This is a genomic window from Acinetobacter sp. TR3 (assembly GCF_027105055.1).
Classification (GTDB): Bacteria; Pseudomonadota; Gammaproteobacteria; order Pseudomonadales; family Moraxellaceae; genus Acinetobacter.
Map to the genome: position 1 here is coordinate 26059 of NZ_CP114264.1, position 23405 is coordinate 49463.

Annotated in this window: 23 protein-coding genes and 1 pseudogene; 6 read left to right on the top strand and 18 right to left on the bottom strand. The window is 39.9% G+C overall.

Annotated features, from left to right (window positions below; translation table 11 throughout):
* Positions 1–197: 197 nt before the first annotated feature.
* The 5 genes and pseudogenes from O1449_RS00120 to ribF form a co-directional block, all read right to left on the bottom strand.
* Positions 198–740 (bottom strand): annotated as a pseudogene (locus O1449_RS00120) (NADPH-dependent FMN reductase).
* A gap of 107 nt (positions 741–847) precedes the next feature.
* Positions 848–1330, bottom strand: a complete 483-nt coding sequence (locus O1449_RS00125) for an FKBP-type peptidyl-prolyl cis-trans isomerase (protein WP_269238800.1) — start codon at positions 1328–1330, stop codon at positions 848–850.
* A gap of 1 nt (position 1331) precedes the next feature.
* Positions 1332–1862: a signal peptidase II gene (lspA, locus tag O1449_RS00130; protein WP_269238802.1), complete on the bottom strand. Its 531-nt coding sequence runs from the start codon at positions 1860–1862 to the stop codon at positions 1332–1334.
* Positions 1855–4692: an isoleucine--tRNA ligase gene (gene ileS / locus O1449_RS00135; RefSeq protein ID WP_269238803.1), complete on the bottom strand. Its 2838-nt coding sequence runs from the start codon at positions 4690–4692 to the stop codon at positions 1855–1857. The genes lspA and ileS overlap by 8 nt, the downstream gene beginning before the upstream one ends.
* Before the next feature lie 60 nt (positions 4693–4752).
* Positions 4753–5754 (bottom strand): riboflavin biosynthesis protein RibF, encoded by a 1002-nt coding sequence (gene ribF / locus O1449_RS00140; RefSeq protein WP_269238804.1) that lies wholly within the window; start codon positions 5752–5754, stop codon positions 4753–4755.
* A 207-nt stretch (positions 5755–5961) separates the two neighbouring features.
* Here ribF and O1449_RS00145 point away from each other — a divergent pair, with 207 nt between their 5' ends.
* Together O1449_RS00145 and O1449_RS00150 are read left to right on the top strand one after the other, a co-directional pair.
* Positions 5962–7095: a TDT family transporter gene (locus O1449_RS00145; protein WP_269238805.1), complete on the top strand. Its 1134-nt coding sequence runs from the start codon at positions 5962–5964 to the stop codon at positions 7093–7095.
* 63 nt (positions 7096–7158) lie between these two features.
* Positions 7159–7725, top strand: coding sequence for a 5'-methylthioadenosine/S-adenosylhomocysteine nucleosidase family protein (locus O1449_RS00150; protein ID WP_125316883.1), 567 nt, complete (start codon positions 7159–7161; stop codon positions 7723–7725).
* Positions 7726–7828: 103 nt separating this feature from the next.
* Here O1449_RS00150 and O1449_RS00155 read toward each other — a convergent pair whose 3' ends face one another.
* Positions 7829–8212: a hypothetical protein gene (locus O1449_RS00155; RefSeq protein ID WP_269229191.1), complete on the bottom strand. Its 384-nt coding sequence runs from the start codon at positions 8210–8212 to the stop codon at positions 7829–7831.
* A gap of 169 nt (positions 8213–8381) precedes the next feature.
* Between O1449_RS00155 and O1449_RS00160 the strand changes: the two genes are divergently transcribed.
* Positions 8382–8915 (top strand): SMI1/KNR4 family protein, encoded by a 534-nt coding sequence (locus O1449_RS00160; RefSeq protein ID WP_269229190.1) that lies wholly within the window; start codon positions 8382–8384, stop codon positions 8913–8915.
* 278 nt (positions 8916–9193) lie between these two features.
* Here O1449_RS00160 and O1449_RS00165 read toward each other — a convergent pair whose 3' ends face one another.
* From O1449_RS00165 to ubiG, 10 genes are all read right to left on the bottom strand, one after another.
* The gene (locus O1449_RS00165; RefSeq protein ID WP_269229188.1) at positions 9194–9805 is read right to left on the bottom strand and encodes a TetR/AcrR family transcriptional regulator; all 612 of its coding nucleotides are present in this window, start codon (positions 9803–9805) and stop codon (positions 9194–9196) included.
* Positions 9806–10048: 243 nt separating this feature from the next.
* Positions 10049–10855, bottom strand: a complete 807-nt coding sequence (locus O1449_RS00170; RefSeq protein ID WP_269238806.1) for an ATP-binding cassette domain-containing protein — start codon at positions 10853–10855, stop codon at positions 10049–10051.
* Between the two features lie 13 nt (positions 10856–10868).
* The gene (gene ssuC / locus O1449_RS00175) at positions 10869–11672 is read right to left on the bottom strand and encodes an aliphatic sulfonate ABC transporter permease SsuC (protein WP_269238807.1); all 804 of its coding nucleotides are present in this window, start codon (positions 11670–11672) and stop codon (positions 10869–10871) included.
* Positions 11669–12844, bottom strand: coding sequence for an FMNH2-dependent alkanesulfonate monooxygenase (ssuD, locus tag O1449_RS00180; RefSeq protein WP_269229185.1), 1176 nt, complete (start codon positions 12842–12844; stop codon positions 11669–11671). The genes ssuC and ssuD overlap by 4 nt, the downstream gene beginning before the upstream one ends.
* Positions 12845–12985: 141 nt before the next feature.
* Positions 12986–13978, bottom strand: a complete 993-nt coding sequence (locus O1449_RS00185; protein WP_269238808.1) for a sulfonate ABC transporter substrate-binding protein — start codon at positions 13976–13978, stop codon at positions 12986–12988.
* A 311-nt stretch (positions 13979–14289) separates the two neighbouring features.
* On the bottom strand, positions 14290–15645 hold the full coding sequence (gene argA / locus O1449_RS00190) for an amino-acid N-acetyltransferase (RefSeq protein WP_050041999.1): 1356 nt from the start codon (positions 15643–15645) through the stop codon (positions 14290–14292).
* Positions 15646–15756: 111 nt separating this feature from the next.
* Positions 15757–16140 (bottom strand): RcnB family protein, encoded by a 384-nt coding sequence (locus O1449_RS00195; RefSeq protein ID WP_269238809.1) that lies wholly within the window; start codon positions 16138–16140, stop codon positions 15757–15759.
* Between the two features lie 179 nt (positions 16141–16319).
* On the bottom strand, positions 16320–17066 hold the full coding sequence (locus tag O1449_RS00200) for a YciK family oxidoreductase (protein ID WP_269229182.1): 747 nt from the start codon (positions 17064–17066) through the stop codon (positions 16320–16322).
* A 31-nt stretch (positions 17067–17097) separates the two neighbouring features.
* Complete coding sequence (locus O1449_RS00205) at positions 17098–17796, bottom strand: HAD family hydrolase (protein WP_269229181.1); 699 nt, start codon at positions 17794–17796, stop codon at positions 17098–17100.
* Positions 17796–18509: a bifunctional 2-polyprenyl-6-hydroxyphenol methylase/3-demethylubiquinol 3-O-methyltransferase UbiG gene (ubiG, locus tag O1449_RS00210; protein WP_005163612.1), complete on the bottom strand. Its 714-nt coding sequence runs from the start codon at positions 18507–18509 to the stop codon at positions 17796–17798. Before ubiG ends, O1449_RS00205 begins: the two co-directional genes overlap by 1 nt.
* Positions 18510–18687: 178 nt before the next feature.
* Between ubiG and O1449_RS00215 the strand changes: the two genes are divergently transcribed.
* The gene (locus O1449_RS00215; protein ID WP_269238810.1) at positions 18688–19308 is read left to right on the top strand and encodes a thiol:disulfide interchange protein DsbA/DsbL; all 621 of its coding nucleotides are present in this window, start codon (positions 18688–18690) and stop codon (positions 19306–19308) included.
* A gap of 48 nt (positions 19309–19356) precedes the next feature.
* Here O1449_RS00215 and O1449_RS00220 read toward each other — a convergent pair whose 3' ends face one another.
* Both O1449_RS00220 and O1449_RS00225 read right to left on the bottom strand, forming a co-directional pair.
* Positions 19357–19992, bottom strand: coding sequence for a TetR/AcrR family transcriptional regulator (locus O1449_RS00220; protein WP_004665358.1), 636 nt, complete (start codon positions 19990–19992; stop codon positions 19357–19359).
* 107 nt (positions 19993–20099) lie between these two features.
* Positions 20100–20750, bottom strand: coding sequence for a TetR family transcriptional regulator (locus O1449_RS00225; protein WP_018678343.1), 651 nt, complete (start codon positions 20748–20750; stop codon positions 20100–20102).
* A 311-nt stretch (positions 20751–21061) separates the two neighbouring features.
* Between O1449_RS00225 and O1449_RS00230 the strand changes: the two genes are divergently transcribed.
* Both O1449_RS00230 and O1449_RS00235 read left to right on the top strand, forming a co-directional pair.
* Positions 21062–22102 carry a ferredoxin reductase gene (locus O1449_RS00230; protein ID WP_269238811.1) on the top strand — a complete coding sequence of 347 codons (1041 nt, stop codon included), beginning with the start codon at positions 21062–21064 and terminating at the stop codon, positions 22100–22102.
* Positions 22103–22131: 29 nt separating this feature from the next.
* Complete coding sequence (locus O1449_RS00235) at positions 22132–23322, top strand: fatty acid desaturase family protein (RefSeq protein WP_269229176.1); 1191 nt, start codon at positions 22132–22134, stop codon at positions 23320–23322.
* The last annotated feature ends 83 nt before the right edge of the window (positions 23323–23405 follow it).

A 23405-nucleotide genomic window follows, 5' to 3' on the forward strand; every position in this document is an offset into this window, starting at 1 on the left:
TAAAAAGAAGCCCCATCATCCTGACGGGGCTTCTTCATATTCAGTTTATGTCGTTGATATCCTATTAACGACCACGTCCTGTGTCTATTCTTATTCTCAATGAGACTTCCTGTCTCTCTATGCTTTATATATTAGCGACCAAGTCGAAAGTGGAATAGACGTAAATCGACCTAATCAACGTACGCTTAGGCGTACAACTAAGCGATATGATATTTCTGTAATTTGGCAACGAGAGCCGCTAAGCCTTTCACTTCAAACTCATTGGCTTCAAAGTTCTCGTCTTTATTACGTTTAAAGATGTCGCGAATTTCAATCACAGCATTGGGATCAACGATACCTAAGCTAGAGGTCACTTGGCGAATTTGACTGATTGAACGGGAGCCATTGGTTGAACCATAGCCGATAAAGGCTGCAGGTTTGCCTTGCCATTCTTTACCCACATAATCCAAGGCATTCTTCAGTGCTGGACTATAGCCATGGTTATATTCAGGACTAATGAAGATAAACGCCTGTGCCTGCGCAATTTTATCCGCCCATTGCTGTTGTTTCGGCTGATCATAGATGCCTGTTGCCGGTGGATGAGAACCCGCAAAGAGTGGTAAGTCCCATTCCTTAAGATCGACGATCTCTGTTTGAATATCTTTTAATGCGAGTTTAGTGGTTGCTTGCTGTACTCAATTTGCGACTTTGATCGCTGTACGACCTTCCCGAACACTACCAACAATAATATAAATCAGCATGTTTAAATTCCTGTGTGTTATTACTTTGATTTTAAAAATGAATGCCTTTAAATGATCTTATACTTTTTTTAGGCGATAAAAAAAGCTCTCATTTGAGAGCTTTTTTGTTACATCAATTTGATGCCTTGCTGGCCTGCTGGGGTGACTTTGAAGATTTCCACTTCAAAAGTAATATTTTTGCCTGCCAGTGGATGATTAAAATCAATCTCTGTGATGTCATCATTGACTGATTTTACGATGCCAAACAAAGTTGCTTTGGCCTTATCTTCAAATTCAATCATATGACCCACAATTGGGCGTTGCTCAAATTTAACCGTATCAAAGGTCTGAATATTTTCAGGATTCCAAGGACCAAAAGAATCTTCTGGTGGTAAATGTACGGTACGACGGTCGCCTGCACGTAAACCAAATAATGCCTTTTCGAATCCTGGCAGTAAGTTACCATCGCCGATCACAAGACTGACGGGTTCTTCACGATTACGTGTATTGTCAATCTCAACACCATTTTCAATAGAAACAGAAAAATGTAAGTCGACTTTTGAGCCATCTTGAATACGAATTTCTTCGTTTGGTTGGATAATTTCAGTCATCTTAATTTTCCATGTTTGGGTTACGTTTCTTCTCAAGGAAGAAGGTATCAATCAGTAGTAAAATAGTACCTAAAGTAATGGCACTATCCGCAAGATTGAACGCAGGAAAGTGGTTATTTTGATAATAAACGTGGATGAAATCGACCACATAACCTAAGCTAACACGGTCAATTAAATTGCCAATTGCACCACCAAGAATTAACGCAATCGCCATTGGTAATACAATCATTTTCTTTGGCATACGCATCAACCAAAAAATAAAAATGATGGATACCACACCCGCCAAAGAGGTAAATAAATAACGTTGCCAACCACCCGCATCAGATAAAAAGCTGAAGGCTGCACCATGATTATGGAGTAAAGTCCAATTCAAAAAAGGCAATACAGGTACAGGATCTGCATAGTTTAAATGCGAGCTTGCAACCCATTTGGTCCATTGATCCAACACAATGGCAAGGACCGATAGCCCGAGCCAAAGTAAATTGTGCGGATAAAATTGAAACAAGCCTTTTTTTGCTTGTGTATTAGGCATACTTTCTCACTTCGCCACTACCTGTGACGTTGACGATACAACGAGCGCATAATCCAGTATGACCAACGTGTGTATTTACATCTGGCAATACATGCCAGCAACGTACACATTTTTCACCATCTGCTGCGGAGACTTGGACACGTAATCCTGCAAGATCCGTGTTTTCACCTTGTTCAGCATAAGGGTGAACGATGACTTGAGAAGTAATCAAGACAAAACGTAGTTCATCAGCCAATTGGTTTAACAATGTTTGTAATGCTTCATCTGCCCAAAGTTCAACTTTTGCAGATAAGTTACTGCCGATGAGTTTAGCGTTACGTGCTGCTTCAATCTGTTTATTTACTGCTGATTTTACGCTAATCAATGTTTGCCAATCTGCTTCAGACAGTAAGTTTGCTGTTGATGCAGTTGGGATGTCATACCATTCAGCGGTAAATACATATTTGCCAGTTTGTTCTGGAATTAATGGCCAAGCTTCTTGTGCGGTAAAGCTGAGGATAGGTGACATCCAGCGAACAAAAGCTTGCACGATATGATATAGCGCTGTTTGCGCAGAATGACGTGCCTGAGAATCTGCTTTGGTGGTGTACTGACGATCTTTGATGATGTCGAGATAGAAGCCACCTAAATCATTGATACAGAAATTGGTCAATGCGTTGGTGACAATATGGAAATTCATCTCTTCATAGGCTTGCTGAATGGTTTTTTGAACATCAGCAGCACGTTGTAAGATGTATTGATCTAATGCAATCAACTCATTTACAGGTAGAGCATCAGTTGATGGTTTGAAACCATTCAAGTTGGCCAACAAGAAACGTAAAGTATTACGAATACGACGATAACCATCTGACGCACGGCTAAAGATTTCTTTACCAGCTGTCATTTCATAGCGATAGTCAGCAGATGCGATCCAGAAGCGTAAGCCATCTGCACCCATATCTTTGATAATATCTTGTGGGGTGATGATGTTGCCTAATGATTTAGACATCTTACGACCTTTCTCATCTACCACGAAACCGTGGGTGAGAAGACCTTTATATGGCGCACGTTCATTGATCGCGATCGAGGTTAACAACGACGATTGGAACCAGCCACGGTGTTGGTCTGAACCTTCAAGATATAAGTCTGCTGGATCTTGTAATTCTTCACGTTCACGCAATACTGCGTAATGTGTTGTACCAGAGTCAAACCAAACGTCTAGTGTATCGCGTACTGCATTGTATTGTTCAGCATCCGCACCAATAAAATCGCTCGCATCACGGTTATACCAACCATCAATCCCTTCTTGCTCGATCAGTTGTGCCACTTCTTCGATCAATTCAGGCGTACGAGGATGCAAAGCATTGGTATCTTTGTGTACAAAGAATGGGATTGGCACACCCCAAGTACGTTGACGTGAAATACACCAGTCAGGGCGACCTTCAATCATGGATTGAATACGATTTTTACCCCAATCAGGCACAAATTCGATGTCATTTTCAATTGCATTCAGTGCCGTTTGGCGCAGGCCTTTGGCATCCATGCTGATAAACCATTGTGGTGTTGCACGGAAGATAATTGGGGTTTTATGACGCCAACAGTGTGGATAGCTATGTTTAATCGGCTGATGTGCCCATAAACGACCTACAGCACCCAAAGCTTCGATAATTTTTGGATTGGCTTTATAAATGTGTTCGCCTGCAAAAATCGGTGCAGTTGGTAAATATACGCCATTACCACCGACTGGATTTTCAACTTTTAAGTTATACAGTAAGCCCACTTTATAGTCGTCTACACCATGCCCAGGAGCGGTATGTACGGCACCTGTACCACTGGTTGCAATAACGTGTTCACCTAAAATAACAGGCACTTGGCGATCAGTAATTAGAGGATGTTGTAATAGAACATTTTCGATAGCCGAGCCTTGAAAATCAGCCAATACCACTGGGTTTTCAAGCTTATAACGTTCGATTGCTGATTCAACTAAATCTTTGGCAAGAATAAAGTTTTGCGAGCCGCGGTCAGTTGTAACTTGCACAAGTTGATAATCAATGTCGGCATGTACTGCAACTGCTTGGTTTGCAGGCAGCGTCCAAGGCGTTGTTGTCCAAATTACGATGTCCGTTACATCTTGCACGTTGATATTTAAACGTGCGCTTAAATCTTTAAGATCAACAACTGTAAAGCCAACATCAATCGCATCTGATTTTTTATCTTCGTATTCAACTTCTGCTTCAGCCAGTGCAGAACCACAATCCAAACACCAGTTCACCGGTTTTAAGCCCGGTTCGATATGACCTGCTTTGGCAATTGCGCCAAGCGAACGAACAATGTCCGCTTCTTGCTTAAAGTTCATGGTGAGGTATGGATTATCCCAGTCACCAAATACACCCATACGCACAAAGTCTTTTTTCTGTAATTCGACTTGGGTGTAGGCATATTCACGACACGCTTTACGGAAAGTGGAGGCATCGACTTTAACGCCTACTTTACCGACTTTTTCTTCGACTTTCAGTTCGATTGGCAGACCGTGGCAGTCCCAACCTGGTACATAAGGCGCATCGAAGCCATCCATGATACGGCTTTTAATAATGATATCTTTTAAGACTTTATTAACTGCATGGCCTAAATGGATTTGCCCATTGGCATATGGAGGCCCGTCATGAAGTACATATTTTTTCTTGCCAATACGCGATGCACGAATCTGCTGATAAATGTTGTCGGCATACCACTCTTCTAACCATTTGGCTTCACGCACAGCCAAATTTGCTTTCATGGCAAATTCAGTATCAGGCAAATTGAGTGTGGCTTTATAATCCACTGCATTTTCAGGAGTTTGCTTATCGCTCATGCAAGTTCTCTTCCAGTTTTATCAGTCTAAACTGACATGTATTACAAATGAAATTTAAATTTAAAAAGGAAATTTTGGTGTGCGTTCACGATAGTCTCGTAATTTTTGCACATCATCATCGATTCCAGCTTTGAGTGCTTCAAGCGAAGGGTAATTCAGTTCACCATGTAGATAGTGAAGGAAAGTGACCCGCATCAATAAGCCATACAGATTAGCAGAAACATCAGGAAAATGTACTTCTAATCGCCACTCTGGATGCTCTTGTTTGATGGCTGGACGTGTTCCGACATGACCTGCACCAAATAAACTGTCAGCTTGATAGCCTGCAATTCCGTTCAAAGCAGGATCAGTGTGTTTTGTTTTTGCAGTGAGTGAGGCATTTTCACAGACGACATCAACCGCATAAATTCCGTTTAAACACGGTTTATGACGGTTTAAACGAACATTGATGGTTGGAAAATCAAGGGTACGACCAATCTGATCGCCATATTGCACTCGGCCCGTAATGCTATAAGGGCGACCCAACAATTTTGCCGCTAATGCCAAATCACCTTCTTGTAGAACCTGACGGATACGGGTTGAACTGACACGTTCATTATTTAAAGCCACAGTATTTAAATTAGTGACATCAAAGCCGTAATCACGCAAGAATTCGCTGTTGCCTTGGCGGTCTTTACCAAAATGGAAGTCATCACCCAGTACTAAGCTTTGTGCATTGAGTTTTAATTTGAGTAAGTCAGCAAATTCAGTGGCATTTAAACTTCTAAAATATTGATCAAACTTTGCGACAGCAATGTAATCTACACCAAGCTCGGTTAAATATTCTACTTTTTCTCTAAGCGAGCTAATACGTGGTGGAGCATCATAACCTTTAAAAAATTCAAGCGGTTGTGGCTCGAAAATCATCACTAATGTTTTTAAGCCTTTGGCATCTGCCAATGTTTTGAGCTGGCTAATCATCGCTTGATGACCAAGATGGACACCATCAAAATTGCCAATCGTTACCGCAGTTGGGGGTAACTGAAAATCTGGCGATAATGCGTTGAGACGAAGCAACTTCATGGGCGTTAAATTCAGCGAATTTTGCAGAGGCTATATATTGCCATATTCTCAGCGTTTCGTCTTGTTGTTGTGTTTTTACACAGGAATTTTTCAATATTTAGAAGTTTTATATAAATTAAAATGATTCGTTAAATAAAAATAAATCAATTTTTCTTATTTTAGTGTTGCTCTAAGATGGTCACATAGTCGCTTGATATTGAGAAAGAGATGAAAAAGCCGTTTTATCAGCTAGAACAAACGATAGATGTGATTCGCCATTTTACCCCAAACTGGTTTACTGCAACCATGGGTACGGGTGTAGTGGCGATGATTTTAGCACAGCTACCTTTTGCTTCATCTCTGTTATTTATGCTTGCGACTAAATTATGGCAATTCAATATCCTGTTATTTAGCACATTCACTATTCTTTATGGCTTACGCTGGATTCTATTTCCAACCGAAGCCAAGCAGATTTTTACTCATCCCAATATGAGCCTATTTTTGGGTGCTATTCCGATGGGATTAGCCACGATTGCCAATGGTTTTCTCAGTTTCGGTACGCATTTATATGGTGATATTGCCGTTCAAATTGCCACTTACCTTTGGTATATCGATGTTGTTCTTGCGGTGGTGATTGCGTGGGTGGTGCCATTCTGTATGTTTAGCTGCCAAGATCATGACTTACAACGGATGACAGCGGTATGGTTACTCCCGATCGTAGCGTGTGAAGTCGCTGCTAGTTCTGCGGGTCTACTATTAGAGCACTTAGCTGCCGATCAACATGCATTAACGATCTTGATCACAGGTTATGTGTTGTGGGGTATTTCAGTATTACCTGCTTTTGCAATCTTAACGATTTTGATGTTGCGTCTGGCTTTACACCAGTTACCTGAAAAAGAGGTCGCAATTTCTAGCTGGTTATGTTTAGGGCCGATTGGAACAGGGGCATTAGCGTTATTATTACTGGGTGAACAAGCACCACGTATTATGCAGGCGATGGGTTTCGAAGGTTTAGCGACATTACTGCCAGCCTTGGGTATTGTGGCAAGTTTGGTGTTATTAGGTTTTGGCTTATGGTGGTTTGGGATTGCGATTTTGACCACACTGCGTCATATGCGTACTGGCATTCCATTTAACTTGGGCTGGTGGGGACTGACTTTCCCATTTGGTGTGTTTATCTTGGCGATCTTTAATTTGGCGCATCAGTTAAATATTGACTTTTTACAGTATGCGGCGGTGATCTTAAGTGTATTGTTAGTTGGTTTGTGGGCATTGGTGATGAAAAAAACGTTGGCAGGGGCGTATAGTGGTCAATTATTTTTCTCTCCTTGTTTGGTCGCCTTACAGCAGAAGATGCAATAATATCGAGGTGTGCTGAGGCACAATTTTTTTGTGTCTCTATTTTGAGTTGAACGAGTCTTTTTTATGAATGCTGATATTGCTCTGATTATGGCTTTACCGAATGAATCTAAAGGGTTGTTTGAACAAGCAGGCATTGACGTTCATTACAGTGGAATTGGCAAAATTAATGCAGCATTCAAGGCATTTGAGGTGATTCAAAAGACGGGATGCAAAACGCTGATCAATTTAGGCAGTGCAGGCAGTTCACACTTCGATGCACACTGTTTGGTTGAAGTCACTACTTTTGTGCAACGTGATATGGATGTATCACCTTTGGGTTTTGCTGTAGGTGTAACCCCAATGGATGATGACATCCCCGCAGAGATTTATACTCAACCACACTTTGAACACTTACCCAAAGGCATTTGTGGCACAGGTGATTCTTTTGAAACAGGTCTTCCAAAGGTCAGCTGTAATTTGGTGGATATGGAAGCGTATGCTTTAGCCAAAGTGTGTCAAAAACTGGGAGTGCGTTTAATCTCGGTCAAATACATAACGGATGGCGCCAATGATACGGCTCATTTAGATTGGGAAGAGAATTTATTACTAGGGGCACAAAAGTTATTGGCGCTGTATCAGGCGCATTTTTAAATGCAAAGGTCTAGCCTTGTAGTTTGTATGGGTGGACTTTTGCGTATCGGTAGATTGTTGAAATTAAATAATATTTTTATTTATTTGTATGATGTTCATTATGTTAAATAAAATTTATAAAAGGAAAAGTTTGCTTAAATTTCTCGGATATATGTGGATTATTTTTTAGATATTCAATGGATTGTTCTTGCGTAGAAATAGGGTCAAAAATATCTACTCCCCTTAGATAGGAGATGCCTTCTAACGCTATTTTTTCTGTTTTTGATAGCCCAGAGCTTGGCACAAAGCCAATAACTAAATGAATCTTCGCTAGTGAGTCTTCGAAATTTATAAGATCAAACATATAAAGCGGTATTTCATCTTGATCTAAATCGTTGATACAAAGCTCAATCCATTGTCTAAACTCATTTAAATTAATTGCTTCTGAAAATAGACACCCAATAGCAAATCCAAGATCAGAACTTTGTTCTTTATATATTTTCCACATATTTAAATTTATCTAAAATTAACATAATACACCTTATACGAGATCGAAAACAGGTGTCTTAAGCTCCCGTTTCTAATATACTTTTTAAAAATTTCATATAACGCCCATTGTGTTAAATAAAATATTAATTCATAATTTATACTATAAAAAAATTAATTGAGCGGACTAAATGAATATTGATGCAAGCAGAGATCGTGGTCAAATTGATAAAAAAATTATTGAGAATTATGCTGAATCGATTGGGTATAAATTCCCCAAATCTTATGTTGAATTACTCAGTAAACACAATGGATTAACACCTGAAAAGAACTATTTTGAGTTTCAAGATCATAACAATGAGATCACAGATAGAGACGTATATTTTTATAGCTATGGGTACGAAGAAATAGAAGTTTGGGATGAAGAAGATCGTAAAAAGTATGAGGATTCTATCAAAAAATATGAAGCTATTGAATTAAATCAGCCTGATGAACACATGTATGAATTTATGGATAAACATATGGTGATTTTTGGAGAATGTGCAGGTGGTGACCAAATAGCTTTTGATTATAGAGACAACTTTAATACGGATGAGCCACATATTGCTCTAATTTATCATGATGACCTTATCGAAATATCACCAACAGAAAATAAGTTAAGAACTATAAAGCTAGCAGACAGTTTCACTTCTTTTATGGCATTGTTGAAAGAAAATAATTTTTAAATATTTCTAAAATTAACATAATACGCCTTATGAGAAATGTTTGAAGTTTCCTCTTTAGCATCAATATCTTAAAGTAAGCCATTCTAGAGTTCAGCGCACTGGAGCGGCTTTTTCATGACTATTCATTTTCCATGTATGTTTCTTAATCAATGTTCCACATTTTTGATTAGCTTAGTTGAATAATCACCTTAACCATTTGGCAAGAAAAAAGCGACTAACAAAGTCGCTTTTTTAATGTATTTCAATCGCTAAAATTAAGGCTTTTAACGGAATAAAATTTAACGTGGTATCACGCCATATAGCATCAGGTGAACGGTGTGCTCGATGGTACGTTGGTACATACTACGGTTACGCAAGGTTTTGCCCGTAACCATTTCCATTTGGGTTGCGAAATCCGCATAGTTTTGCGTAATTGCCCAAATATTAATAATTAACAATTCAGGGTCAATTTCTGCTGATAATTTACCTTGCTCTTGCCACGTTTGAATGACTTTAGTTTTACGCTTAAACAGTTTTTTTAATGGCCCTTTTAAGATCGGTAAAATATGCGGCGCACCTTGAATAATTTCGAGGGCAAATAAACGAGAAGCTTTTGGCTGATCACGTGAGCTTTCAATTTTTTGAATTAAATAGTGAGTCAGAGCTTCAGTTGGCTCAAGTTCTGATTCTAAGGTTTGTAAAGGAGCGAGCCATTTTTGCAGTACGGTTGTCAGTACTTCAACGTAAAGTGACTCTTTATTTTCATAATAATAGAAAATATTAGACTTATGCATATTAGCAAGCTGTGCAATCTCGTCCAAACTGGCACCGCTAAACCCATAGACGGAAAAAACATCGAGGGCAGCATTCAGCAGTTGATTGCGCTTTTGTGTACTTTTTTTCTGTTCCATCTGCGAGCTTGATTCAAAAAATGTCATTGACATTGTAAGATAAATTGTCCGATTTGTGCACAATAACACAGTTTTTTTGTCGAAAAATACGCAGTTCTAAGATGAATTGAAGCGATCTAATTGATAATACTTGAAATCTAAAAAATGAATTACATATTTTGTAAACAATTCAGTGTTAAATGCTGATGAATAAGCTCATTTTTTTGATTCATATCCAGTGGGTTTTATGATCATGGTGCGGTTTTAAGTTGCTAAAACCGCATCTAACACTTGTTGTTCCAACTGCGCAAATGCAATAGTTTTCTTACGTGGTCGTGGTAAATTCACTTGAAATTGATGTGCAATATGTCCTTGATCTAGCAAAATAATTCTATCTGCCAATTGTACCGCTTCACTGACATCGTGTGTGACCAAAATTGCAGTAAAGCCTTGTTCTTTCCAAAGGCGTTCAATCAAGCTTTGCATTTCTAAACGCGTTAGAGCATCTAGTGCACCTAAGGGTTCATCCAGTAATAAAATACGTGGTGTGTGAGATAGTGCTCTGGCTAATGCGGCACGTTGACGTTGACCTCCAGAGAGTTGAGTTGGCCACTGTGTGGATTTGTCTTTTAAGCCTACTTTTTCTAATAAATTCTCAGCAAGAAGGTATTGATCTTTTGGTAAACCTAATTGTACGTTGTGTAAAATATTTTTCCACGGGAGTAAGCGTGGATCTTGAAACATAACGCGAATATCATCGTTTGTGATGCCTTCACGAAAGTTTCTTGCGGATTGAAATTTAATCTCGCCATAGCTTGGTTTTTCAAGTTGGGCGATTAAGCGGAGTAGGGTGCTTTTACCACAACCACTGCGACCTACTATGGCGACAAATTCACCTGCTTGAATATTTAAGTCTAAGTCCTCAAGTACTTTGACTTCACCATAAAACTTATACAGTTGTTCAATCAGAATATTTGCACCATTGCTATGGCTTGCAGTAGTCGATGCTTCAGATTCACCAAGGGGTTGAATCAAGGGATTTTCATAGAAATTTAAATTTAGATTGCTCATATAGTTGACCTTTTTATTTTTGATAGCCTGCATGCCAACGTAATAAATATCGCTCTAGGGCTTGAGCCAGTACATCCGCGAGTTTTCCAAGCAGTGCATAGAGCAAAATGCCAACCAAAACGATATCTGTCTGTAAAAATTCACGTGCGTTCATGGTCATATAGCCAATGCCTGCTTGAGCTGAAATGGTTTCGGCAACAATTAAAAGCACCCAAACTAAACCCAAAGAAAAACGTAGACCCACTAAAATCGATGGCATCGCACCTGGTAAAATGATTTCTTTATAGAGCTGCCAACGATTAAGCCCATAACTTTTACCCATTTCAATCAACTGAGGGTCTACCGAGCGAATACCATGATAGGTATTGATGTAGATTGGAAAAAATACACCTACTGCGACTAAAAAGAGTTTGGCTGTTTCATCAATACCAAACCACAAAATTACCAGCGGAATGAGTGCTAGCGCAGGAATATTGCGGATCATTTGCAGTGTAGTATCTAATAAGGTGGAAGCAATCCGTGATGAACCATTCAGTAGTCCTAGAACCAGTCCTAAACCGCCACCCACCAATAAACCAAGCAGGGCACGACCTGCGCTGACTTTGACATGATGCCAAAGTTCACCACTGATCAGTAAGTGCCAAAAAGCACTCACTACAGCAGTTGGAGCAGGTAACACACGGCTTTGTAATAGACCTGAACTTGAAGCAGCTTGCCAAATCAGCAGCAATAAAATTGGAAACAACCAAGGCAGGAGACCTTTGCCTATTTTTTGTGTTCCACGTGAAACATTATTTAGAAATGGCGTTGTTCTCATGCCTCCTCCTTAACCAAGCCTTTTTGTGTTTTGACCTCAGGCACATAGTTATTGGCAATGATTTCACCAAAAGGACCTGTGAGATGTGGCTGTGCCAATTTCTCACGAGTTTTGAGTGGCAGAAGAGGAAATACCAATTCTGCAAAACGAATCGACTCTTCTAAATGCGGATAACCTGAGAAAATAAAGGTATCAATCCCCAAGTCAGCATATTCTTGAATACGTGCAGCAACAGTTTCTGGATCGCCGACTAAAGCCGTACCCGCACCGCCACGAACTAAACCGATACCTGCCCATAAGTTTGGTGAGACTTCTAATTGATCTTTACGCCCGCCGTGCAAAGCTGCCATACGTTGCTGCCCGACCGAGTCCATTTGTGCAAATTTTTTCTGCGCTGCTGCAATAGTCTCATCATCTAAATATTGAATCAGTTCATCGGCAGCAGCCCAAGCCTGTTCATTGGTCTCACGAACAATGACATGCAAGCGAATACCATAATTCAGGATGCGCCCTTTGGCTGCGGCTTTTGCTTTTAAATGGTCTATTTTTTCTTTTACTGCCGCAGGCGGTTCACCCCAAGTTAAATAAGTATCGACTTGTTCGGCTGCAAGTTCAGTCGCGTCTGCGGATGATCCACCAAACCAAAGGGGTGGATAGGGCTTTTGCACAGGTGGATAAAGTAATTTTGCTTCATCGACACTGAGTCGTTCACCATGAAAAGTAAACGACTCACCTGTATGGGAGCGAGTCAGAATTTCACGCCAAATTTTGACATATTCAGAGGCAGTCTGATAACGCGTGCTGTGATCTTCATATAGACCATCGCCCTTGAGTTCCTGCTCATCACCACCTGTTACAAGATTGAGTAAAATACGACCATTGGATAGGCGATCAAAGGTAGCAGCCATGCGCGCTGCCAATGCTGGTGTCGTAATTCCGGGACGTAGCGCCACCAAAAACTTTAATTGTTTGGTTGCATCAATGAGGCTGGCTGCTGTGATCCATGGATCTTCACAAGAACGACCTGTTGGAATCAGTACGCCAGCATAACCAAGGTTGTCGACAGCAACGGCGATTTGTTTCATATAAGCATGATCGACCTGACGTGCGCCCTTGCTGGTGCCTAAGTAACGGCTGTCACCATGAGTGGGGATGAACCAGAAAATATTCATGTCGATATTCCTTATGAAGAATGAGATCATGTGAATGAGACAGATTGCATCGTGTTTTAGATTGCAATCTGCATGGGGGATAAAGCACTTTGATTGATCACAATCAAAACCGATGAGAAATTACCTAAAGTAGACTCTCAATTATTGAACTTGGTTTTTTAATACAGCATCTGCAATGACCAATTGCTTTGGAATTAATTTCTGAGCAAAAAAGGCATCAGCGACGTACTGCTGTTCTTTTTCGACTTTTTCAGAAATTGGCTGAACGCCAAAACCCATGCGAGAAATTGAAGTTTTTAAAACATCGAGTTCAAGTGCGGTTGGTTTTTCGAGTAATTTTGCAGCATCATCAGGATGGGTCTTTACCCAATCTGTGGTTTGATTCAATGTTGTCACCAGTGTTTTTAGAACTTCGGGATGTCCTTCCGCAAACTTACGATCAGCTAAATAGAATTGATGATTGTTGACCAAATGCTCGCCGTTTGCGATCACACGTGCATGGATTTGATGCTCTGCTGCTGCGAAGAATGGATCCCATATCACCCAAGCATCGACTGCGCCTTTTTCAAAGGCTGCGCGTGCATCTGACGGTGGTAAATAAACAGGCTGAATATCATTTAAAGTTAAATTATTGGCTTCTAGTAATTTCAATAAAAGATAATGAACGTTTGAGCCTTTGTTCAATGCAATACGTTTACCTTTCAGGTCTTGTACAGATTGTATTGGTGAATCTTTTTGAACGATTAAGGCTTCTGCTTTCGGTGCAGGTGGCTGATTTGCGACGTAGACCAAGTTAGGATTTGCTGCTTGGGCAAAGATCGGAGGCGCTTCACCGGCCTCGCCAAATACGACACTACCTACATTTAGGCCTTCTAAAAGTTGGGGGCCAGCTGGAAATTCAACCCATTTTACATTGACACCTTGAGCAGCAAGATTCTTTTCTAATTCACCTTTTGCTTTAACAATCGGCAAAATGCCATACTTTTGAAAGCCGATATTTAATGTTGTGGTTTCTTGTTTTGGTGTTGCTTGCTGCTCAGGTTTTTTTGCACAACCCGCAACGCCCATTACGCCAGCAATAGTTGCTGCGATGATGGTTGAAGTTGCCCATGAGCGATTGATAAAAATAGCCATGTTGATTGTGCTCCCCAGAAAATTACAAGATCTAAATAAGTTGAGCAATTAAGCTAAAACTTTTTTTAATGCATAAAAAATAAATAATTGGGCTTTGCTTATGATGAAAAGTGCAAAATAGAAAAATAGATAATGTTATTGAGAAGATGAATAAGCATTGAAATTTAATTAACACTTAAGTTTCTGTTTTATATTTTTATTTTTAAAAAATTCAGTGCGCTTATTTTTCTAATGAGCTGAATAAAAATAGAAAAGAAAGAGGTCAAAAGATATCTTTATCAGAAATAAAGATATCTTCGAGTCAAATATAATTAGAACAAAACTTTTTTGAAGACTAAGGAGTTACGCTGATAATTGTACAGCGCTTGTCGAGCATTCGGTAAATCATCAACACTTGCTGGGCTGAAACCCTGCTCTAAAAACCAATGTGCGGTACGGGTTGTGAGAACAAACAGTTGTTGAATACCCTGTTGTTTTGCTTTGGTTTCCAAAAATTGCAAAATTTGGCTACCACGGTTCGATTTACGATAACTCGAATCGACAGCGACACAGGCAATTTCAGCAGATTTAATTTCACCTGATTCAGCAGGAATAGGATAGAGTGCTGCACAGGCTAAGATCATGCCATCTCGTTCAATCACCGCGAACTGTTCTATTTCACTTTCAAGACGTTCACGTGAACGATAGACTAAAATACCTTCCTGTTCGAGTGGACGTAATAAGTTGATTAAACCACCCACATCATGAATATTAGCAATGCGTACTTCTTCATAGTGGGCATCTGTGATTAAAGTGCCAATCCCGTCGCGTGTAAATAGTTCTTCAATCAAAGCACCATCATAAGTATATGAAATGAGGTGAACACGGTGCACCCCAGACAATGAAGCTTGTTGAGCTTGTTTAAGGTGTAAGGCAAATTCTGGATATTGTGTTTGGTATTGTTGAATATAAGGTTCAAGTTGATACGAGCTTAATTCACGTAATAATTGTTGTTGCTCATTCATTAATCCTTGTTTTTCACCCAAGAAAATCAATTTATCGGCTTGTAATGCAGTTGCTGTTTTGGTCGCGACTTCTTCCGCCAATAAGTTAAATACTTCTCCAGTGGTTGAATAACCTGTAGGCCCTAGTAACACAATATTGTGATTATCTAAGTGACGTTGAATCGCATCGGTATCAATTGAACGGACTTCGCCTGTGAGCTGAAAATCAACCCCATCCCGAATGCCATAGGGTTTAGCCGTTACAAAGTTACCCGAAACCACATCAATGCGAGCACCATACATGGGTGAATTTGCTAAGCCCATTGATAGAAGAGCTTCAATTTCTAAACGAATCGATCCAACTGCATTCATGACACTACGTAGTGATGCACGAGTTGTCACACGACGACTTTGATGAAAAGGCGTTTCAATTTGGCTTTCACGAAGATTTTGATTAATTTGTGGGCGTGCGCCATGCACCAAAATCAAACGAATCCCTAAAGAATGCAATAGGGCAATATCATGAATAATATGCTGAAAGTTCTGGTGTAAGACGGCTTCACCGCCAAACATAAGCACAAAGGTTTTATCACGATGGGCATTAATATATGGTGCTGAGTGGCGAAACCAATGCACATAATCTTGCGTTGTACTATGTGAAGTTTCAGTCATTTGGTTCGCCATGTTCATCTCAGATATACATCAATTTATCTGATTCTAACGAAAAAAATAAAAAGATAAATCTATTCCTAAAACAACGCTTCAACTTTGTACAGTCATCGTCTGAGAACGTGTTTAGAACCCCATGATGCGGATAATACTATTATCATCAGAGTTGACTAAAATAAAATCATTATTGATTTTATACCATTGCTCATTACGACCGGGACGTGGGAGATTATTATCTTTATAATCAACTTTGTAGCCGTTTCCGCGATAATGCTGTGGCATGACGTAACCTGCTTGCCAGCGATGTTGTTTTAAACGCTCGACACCACGTTCTTCACGCATACGACGTTCACGCATACGGTTTTCATCATCTGGACGGTCAAAGTTACGACCTTGCCAGCCACCACCGCGTGAGTCATCATCATCATCAAAATGTGGACCTGCAAAACTACCCATACTACTCAATAGGGTTGTTGAACCTAAAACCAAGATAATGAAAAATTTTTTCATGATGCACCTTATGGACTTCGGATGTCTCTCATGTGAAAACTGTACCTTAAAAATGCAGAGAAACTGTGAAGATCAATTCATTATTCCATTAAAAAGATGGAGATCCTTAAGCAATTTCTCTAGAAAAGCATCATCGAAGCCCGTATTTAATATCATTTAAATTTATTATATTCAATTAGTTAAGATTGAGCGTCAATACTTTGCCCATTCATATCTAAACTATCATCACCCATCAAATAAAGATAAGCAGGCATAATGCTATCCGGCGTTGGAAGAATTTTTGGATCTTCCTCAGGATAAGCCTTCGCCCGCATTGCTGTACGGGTACCGCCTGGATTAATGCAGTTAAAACGAATGTTTGGATAGGTGTTTTCTGCTGCAAAAATCTTACTCATTGCTTCGATTGCAACTTTAGAAACAGAGTATGCTCCCCATAAAGCACGAGCTTCACGACCTACACTCGAACTGGTAAATACCACTGAAGCATGTTCAGATTTTTCAAGCAGTGGTAATAATGTTTGAGTTAACGCGAAAGGTGCACGTAAATTTACGGCCATGACATCATCCCAAACATCAACAGGGTAATCCGCTAGTTCAACTCGATCACCTAACATGCCCGCATTATGTAAAATTCCATCCAAGCGACCAAATTGTTGCTCAAGCGTATCGACAAGAAGCTCATAGTCATGACTGGATGCAGTTGAAAGCTGTAATGGCAATATTGCAGGCTGTGGTGCACCTAAACCTTCAATTTCATCATAAATGACTTCAAGTTTATTCAGGCTACGTCCATGCAAAACCACAGTTGCACCATGAAGGGCATAACTAAGAGCAGCAGCTCGACCAATTCCATCACCTGCACCTGTGATGAGAATGATACGATCTTTGAGTAGATCTGGACGAGGTTGATATTCTGAATATTTCATTGTTATGCCTCCTAGTTGTTATATTAAATATTTAGCTCATCATACCCTGATTTTCTGATAATGCAGAGATTTTCTGTTTTAACAGTTGGTGTAATTCAGGGACAGTTTGAATAATTGCATCTGCTTGCCAAGCGTTCAGATCATCACGAGATTCTATTGGTAAATACCCGTAAGCTGCCAAAATGGTATACATCTCTGCATTTCGACCTGCATCAATATCACGTGGATGATCACCCACATAAATAATTTTTTCTGCATCGATGCCGAGATGCTGAGCTGCTAAATACATCGGTTCAGGATCGGGTTTGGTATGTGTGACATCTTCAGGACAAACCAAAACTGCACAGCGTTCGGTTAAATTTAATTCAGCCAATAATGATTCACTTAAACCACGTGGTTTATTGGTCACAATTCCCCAAGGAATCTGGTTTGCTTCAAGTTCTTCGAGCAGAGGATACATCCCAACAAATAAATCCGTATCCACCACAATATTGTCACCGTATACATCTAAAAAGCGCTGGCGATGGGCTAGAAAGATGGGATCGGTCACATCCAATTCTGGATACACCAATTTGACCATTGCCCGTGCGCCTTCAGACACTTGAGTGCGAATGGTTGCTGCATCAACAACAGGACGCTGTTCATCACGGCACATTTGTTGAATGATGCGAATAAAATCTGCAGCAGTGTCGATCAAAGTACCATCAAGATCAAATAAAACGGCTTTCATTAGGCACCTGTATTTGTGGTATGAACCATATAATTCACATCTACGTTGGGCGCTAACCAATAATGCTTAGTGATAGGGTTGTAATGTAAGCCAGTCATTTCTTTTAGACTCAAGCCTGCGTTACGAATATCATGCGCCATTTCTGAAGGACGGATAAATTTATGATAATCATGCGTACCTTTTGGTAACAAACGTAGGACATATTCTGCGCCAATAATTGCGAATAAATATGATTTTGGATTGCGATTAATGGTCGAAAAGAAGACGTGTCCACCCGGTTTAACCAGTGTTTGACAGGCTTTGACAATTGAGGCTGGATCAGGAACATGTTCCATCATTTCCATACAGGTCACTACGTCATATTGTCCTGCTTGTTGTTGCGCTAACTCCTCGACTGGGATTTGACGATATTCAATATTTTGCACATTGTCTTGCTGTGCGTGTAAACGTCCTACAGCAAGCGGGGCTTCGCCCATGTCGATCCCTAAAACATCAGCGCCACGACGAGCCATACTTTCTGCCAAAATACCGCCACCACAGCCAACATCAAGCACTTTCTTACCTGCTAAGCCACCAACACGTTCGTCAATCCAATTTAAACGTAAAGGATTGATTTGATGAAGTGGGCGGAACTCAGAATGTTGATCCCACCATTTGGCAGCCAATGCTTCAAATTTTGCGATTTCTTGTGGGTCAACATTCAATTGTGACATGGAAATACCTCTATATTAGGATGATTATTTCGGTTTAATCTGTTGTTAGTGTAGCGCTTCTTGAAAAAAAAGCGATAAATCCAATAAAAAACTTCACACAAGCAAAACGAATTAGTCGTGTTTGATTTATATTTAGCATATAAACTTACGAAAAATGCTTAGAGGAAAAGCAAACTCAATGAAAAAGTTAGTATTAGGTGGTTTAAGTGCAGCTGTAATGGCATTTTCGATGAATGCAATCGCTGCTGATTTTGTAGCGGGTAAAGACTATACCGTGGTTGCCAATCCGGGTAAAACAGCTGCGCCAGCGGGAAAAATTGAAGTACGTGAATTCTTTTGGTACGGTTGCCCGCACTGCTTTAAGCTTGAACCACATATGCAAACGTGGTTAAAGAAGATTCCAAGCGATGTATATTTCCTCCGTACGCCAGCAGCTATGAATAAAGTATGGGAGCAGGGTGCTCGAGGTTACTATGTGTCTGAGGCACTAGGAGTACGTAAGAAAACCCATATTCCATTATTCCATGCCATCCATGACGGCGGACAACAAATTTTTGATCAAGCATCACAAGCAAAATTCTTTGCCCGTTATGGCGTGCCTGAACAGAAATTTAACAGTATGTTTAACTCTTTCCCAATTACTGCAAAAGTGGCTGAGTCAAATAAATTGGCACAGCAATATCAACTTACGGGCGTACCTGCCGTTGTTGTAAACGGTAAGTATGTTGTGCAAGGTGAAGATGGCAAAGTGACACAAGTTGTTGATTACTTATTAGAAAAAGAACGCAAAGCAAAATAGTTCGTACGATGAACAGTAAAAAAGGACTGCAGTAGCAGTCCTTTTTATTTAGTTTTGATCGATTTGTAAATCTTTTAAATCGATTTGAACTTTTTGTGTCGGTAAAGACAGAGCTTGGTTTACATACAGGTTAATCAGCTTCTCACGAGAACCAATTGAACGCTGGTAATAGCTTGAATTCAATAGCAAAGCTGCGCCGTAAGTCAGAGACCAAATATAGGAAAGATAATCACGAATCGACATATCATAATTCTGTGATTTTAAATATTTTTCAGTCATATCTTTGAGCGAAATAATACGCTGTTGACGGATCGCATAAAGCTCATCGAACAAATGTTTGAGCTTGGACTCGGTCATCGTCAGATGCTCTTCTAACTGATGCAATAAAATCGTGCGACTTGGTGAGGTTAAATGATAAAGCATATAACGAGGCGCATATTCTTTAACATCAGTGTTATATTTTTCTGAAATTTTTAAAATTTCTTTTTCATTTTGAATAATCAGTTCCAACAGTAATTCATTTTTACTGCGGAAATGTTTATATAAAGTACCTTTAGCAATATCTAGCTCGGCAACCAGTTCATCCAAGGTCATTTCTTGGTTATTTTCTAATAAAAGTTTTTCCGCAACCTGCAAAATTTTTTCTTTACGAATTAAGAACTGAGTATGACGATCAGGATTCATGATGCTTATAAGCTCCTCATAGTGTTCTAAACGGCATTTGCATTAGTGTCTTATCAATCATAACGCTAAGCAATGCTTTTATATATCAAACTTTAGCTTTGATAAGATCAGGCGTTTTGTGGTTCCCAGTTCGAGATACCTCGGAAAAGTAAGCGGACTTGAGTCGCTGCATTGTCAATAAATAAGTTTTGTTGTTCTAACAAACGATCAATTGGAAATTGTTTCGGTAAGTTGATCCACGTCATTGCCCATGTAAATGACATATTAATCAAAATCGTGGATAACACTTGTAAATCTTTGGCTTCTTGAATGTGTTTAAAGGTATCGAGTTTACACAAATCAATTGCAAGATCTTCAATCAAAAATTCAATTTCACGCGCAATTGCGATACGAACGGTTTCAGAGCCACCCCAACGTTCTGCAATCATAAATTGCCATTGTTGTGGGCTGTGATTTACTGCCTGTACAAACAATTCAATGCTTGTCCGTGTTTTAGCAGATCCGCTATGTTTTAAATAGCTTTGCCCCAATTGATGAATCAAGCTTTTTAAATGCAAAGACACTTGGTCAACCAGTTCTTGCCCTAATGCCTCCATATCTTGGAAATGACGATAAAATGCCGTTGGGACTAAGCCAACTTCACGTGCAACTTCACGCAAACTAATACTACTAAATGAACGTCCAGAAGTACTGAGGTGGAGCGCTGCATCAAGTAAAGCCTGACGACTCTGTTGTTTTCGTTCATCTCTAATCGACATGAATAAGATCCATTAAAACCATACGCTAGAGTCTAGCAAAAAAAACATGATTTTTTTAGCTTTTATCCATTGCTAAATCATATGCATTTGTGGTTTTAGCAAAATAAATCGTTTTTTTTAAAAATAATAAATGCTAGATCGTGATCAATTTTCAAGAAAATTTAAATGTTTATAGGGATGAATAAAAAATATTCAAAAAAATAGTGAACAGGTGTTGACTCAGTGAGCACAAATAAATATAGTGTACACATGTTCACTACACGAACATTTGTTCACTCAAAATAAATAGCCAGATACAAAACGAGGAACGTATGAACGCACAGTTAAGTTATCAGCCACATTGGGTTAGAGAAGATTTTGTTGATTTTATCCTTGCAAAGGTTAACCCGATGTGGACTTTGCGCCGCATTATGGCAAAAATCGAAGCGATTGAGCCTATTGCCGATGAAATGATCAAGGTCACTTTAAGCAGTAACAATAAATTTACAACCTATCAGCCAGGTCAATTTGTAATGGTGACGGTTCGTATTGATGGTGTGCAGCATCAACGAGCGTATAGCTTGGTGAGTTCACCAAGTCACGACAAATTGGTATTAGGTATCAAAAAACAAGGTCGAGTATCTAACTATTTAGCCAACAGCGCACGTGCTGGTGATGTGATTGAAATTACTCAGGCGATGGGCGAATTTACGCTAAAAGACTTTGATACAGAAGAAGGTAAACAACCGATTCTTTTGGTATCTGCGGGTAGTGGTATTACGCCGATTATTCCGATTGCGAAACAGGCATTAGCACGTTCGAATCAACCTGTGACGTTGATTTATTACTCACGTGATCCAGCGTTCCGTACTGAATTGGAAACACTGGCAACAGAATATCCGCACTTTGACCTACACATTATTGTCGATAGTGCTGAACAACCTGCTTATTTTGATGAAGAAACTTTGGACCGTTTGTGTGCCGATGCTGTTCAACGTCAAACCTATGTGTGTGCTGCTCCAGGATTGATGAAAGCGACACGTCAAATTTGGGCGAAGCGTGGTTGGTTAGACCGTTTAACACAAGAAAGCTTCTTGCCAGTGACGATGGATGTGGATGCCCAAATCCAACCGGTCAATTTCCGTCGCAGTATGCAAGAGTTTGAAGGCCGTGGCAACTTGTTAGCCAGCGCTGAAGCTGCGGGTTTGAAACCATCTTTTGGTTGCCGTATGGGGATTTGTAATACCTGTGTTTGTACCAAGGTCAGTGGTGCAGTGAAAAATCAACTTACAGGTGAAATCGATAACCAAAACAATGTGCAAATCAAGTTGTGTGTGAGTGAAGCAGTCAGTCCTGTTGAGATTGACCTTTAATTCATATTGACCAGATAGAGAATAATATTATGAACATGATGACAGTAAATCCGACTAAAACGATTCCTCCAATCAAATTTGGTGGTAACACAAGCCGTGCATTAACACCAGAAGAAGTACAAGAGTTTGGCCGTAAGATTGATGCCATCCGTACTGAAACCATGGCTAAAATTGGCAAAGAAGATTCTGATTATATTTATAAAGTACGTAACTTTGTACGTTACACCGAAATTGCATCGCGTGGCATGTTGATGTTTGGTGGTTGGATTCCACCTGTTTGGTTATTGGGTACCGTTATGCTAGGCGTATCTAAAATCGTTGAAAATATGGAACTCGGTCACAATGTGATGCACGGTCAGTTTGACTGGCTAAATGATCCAACCTTGAACGGTGCAACCTACGACTGGGATACGGTGTGTACGGGTGAAGATTGGAAATATACCCATAACTATAAGCACCATACCTATACCAATGTTGTTGGCATGGATCATGACATTAGCGGTTATGGCGTAATGCGCATGAGTCGTGAGCAAAAGTGGGAACCTCGCTTTTTATTCAACGTACCAACAGGTTTTGTATTATCAACGGGTTTTGAATGGCTATTGGCTTTGCAACGTTTAGAGATGGAAAAAGTGTTGTTTGATGGCACCAAAACTTGGAAAGAAGTGTATGTAGAATCTAAAAATCTACGTAAAAAGATGGTGCGTCAGTTTGGTAAAGATTATGTATTGTTCCCATTGATCGCGGGCCCAATGTTCTTGCCAGTATTAGCAGGTAACTTTGTTGCCAATCTGATCCGTAACTACTGGGCATCGACCGTGATTTATTGTGGTCACTTCACAGAAGACTCTGAAATTATCACTGACAATATTGATAATGAAACCAAAGCAGAATGGTACTTACGTCAGATTCGTGGTTCAGCAAACTTTACTGGCGGTAAAATCATGCACTTCTTGAGTGGTAACTTGAGTCATCAAATCGAACATCACTTGTTCCCTGATGTACCTGCCAACCGCTATCAAGAAATGGCACCTAAAGTACGTGAAGTCTGTGCAGAGTTTGGTCAACAGTACAATACAGCGCCGTTTGGATCTCAAATTGTGAGTGTATATAAACGTTTGGCGATTCATTCTTTGCCTGACAATGTGGTTGACCGTTTGGGGGCGATCAAGCATAGCCTTGTTGACGCAGTGAAAAGTATGTTTGGTAAAGCTGCTTAATCAAGATTGAGCGTCGTTTGAGCCATCAAGCGATGCTCATCACCAATAAGTAAAAGGGAAAGTACGAGTAATTGAGATATACT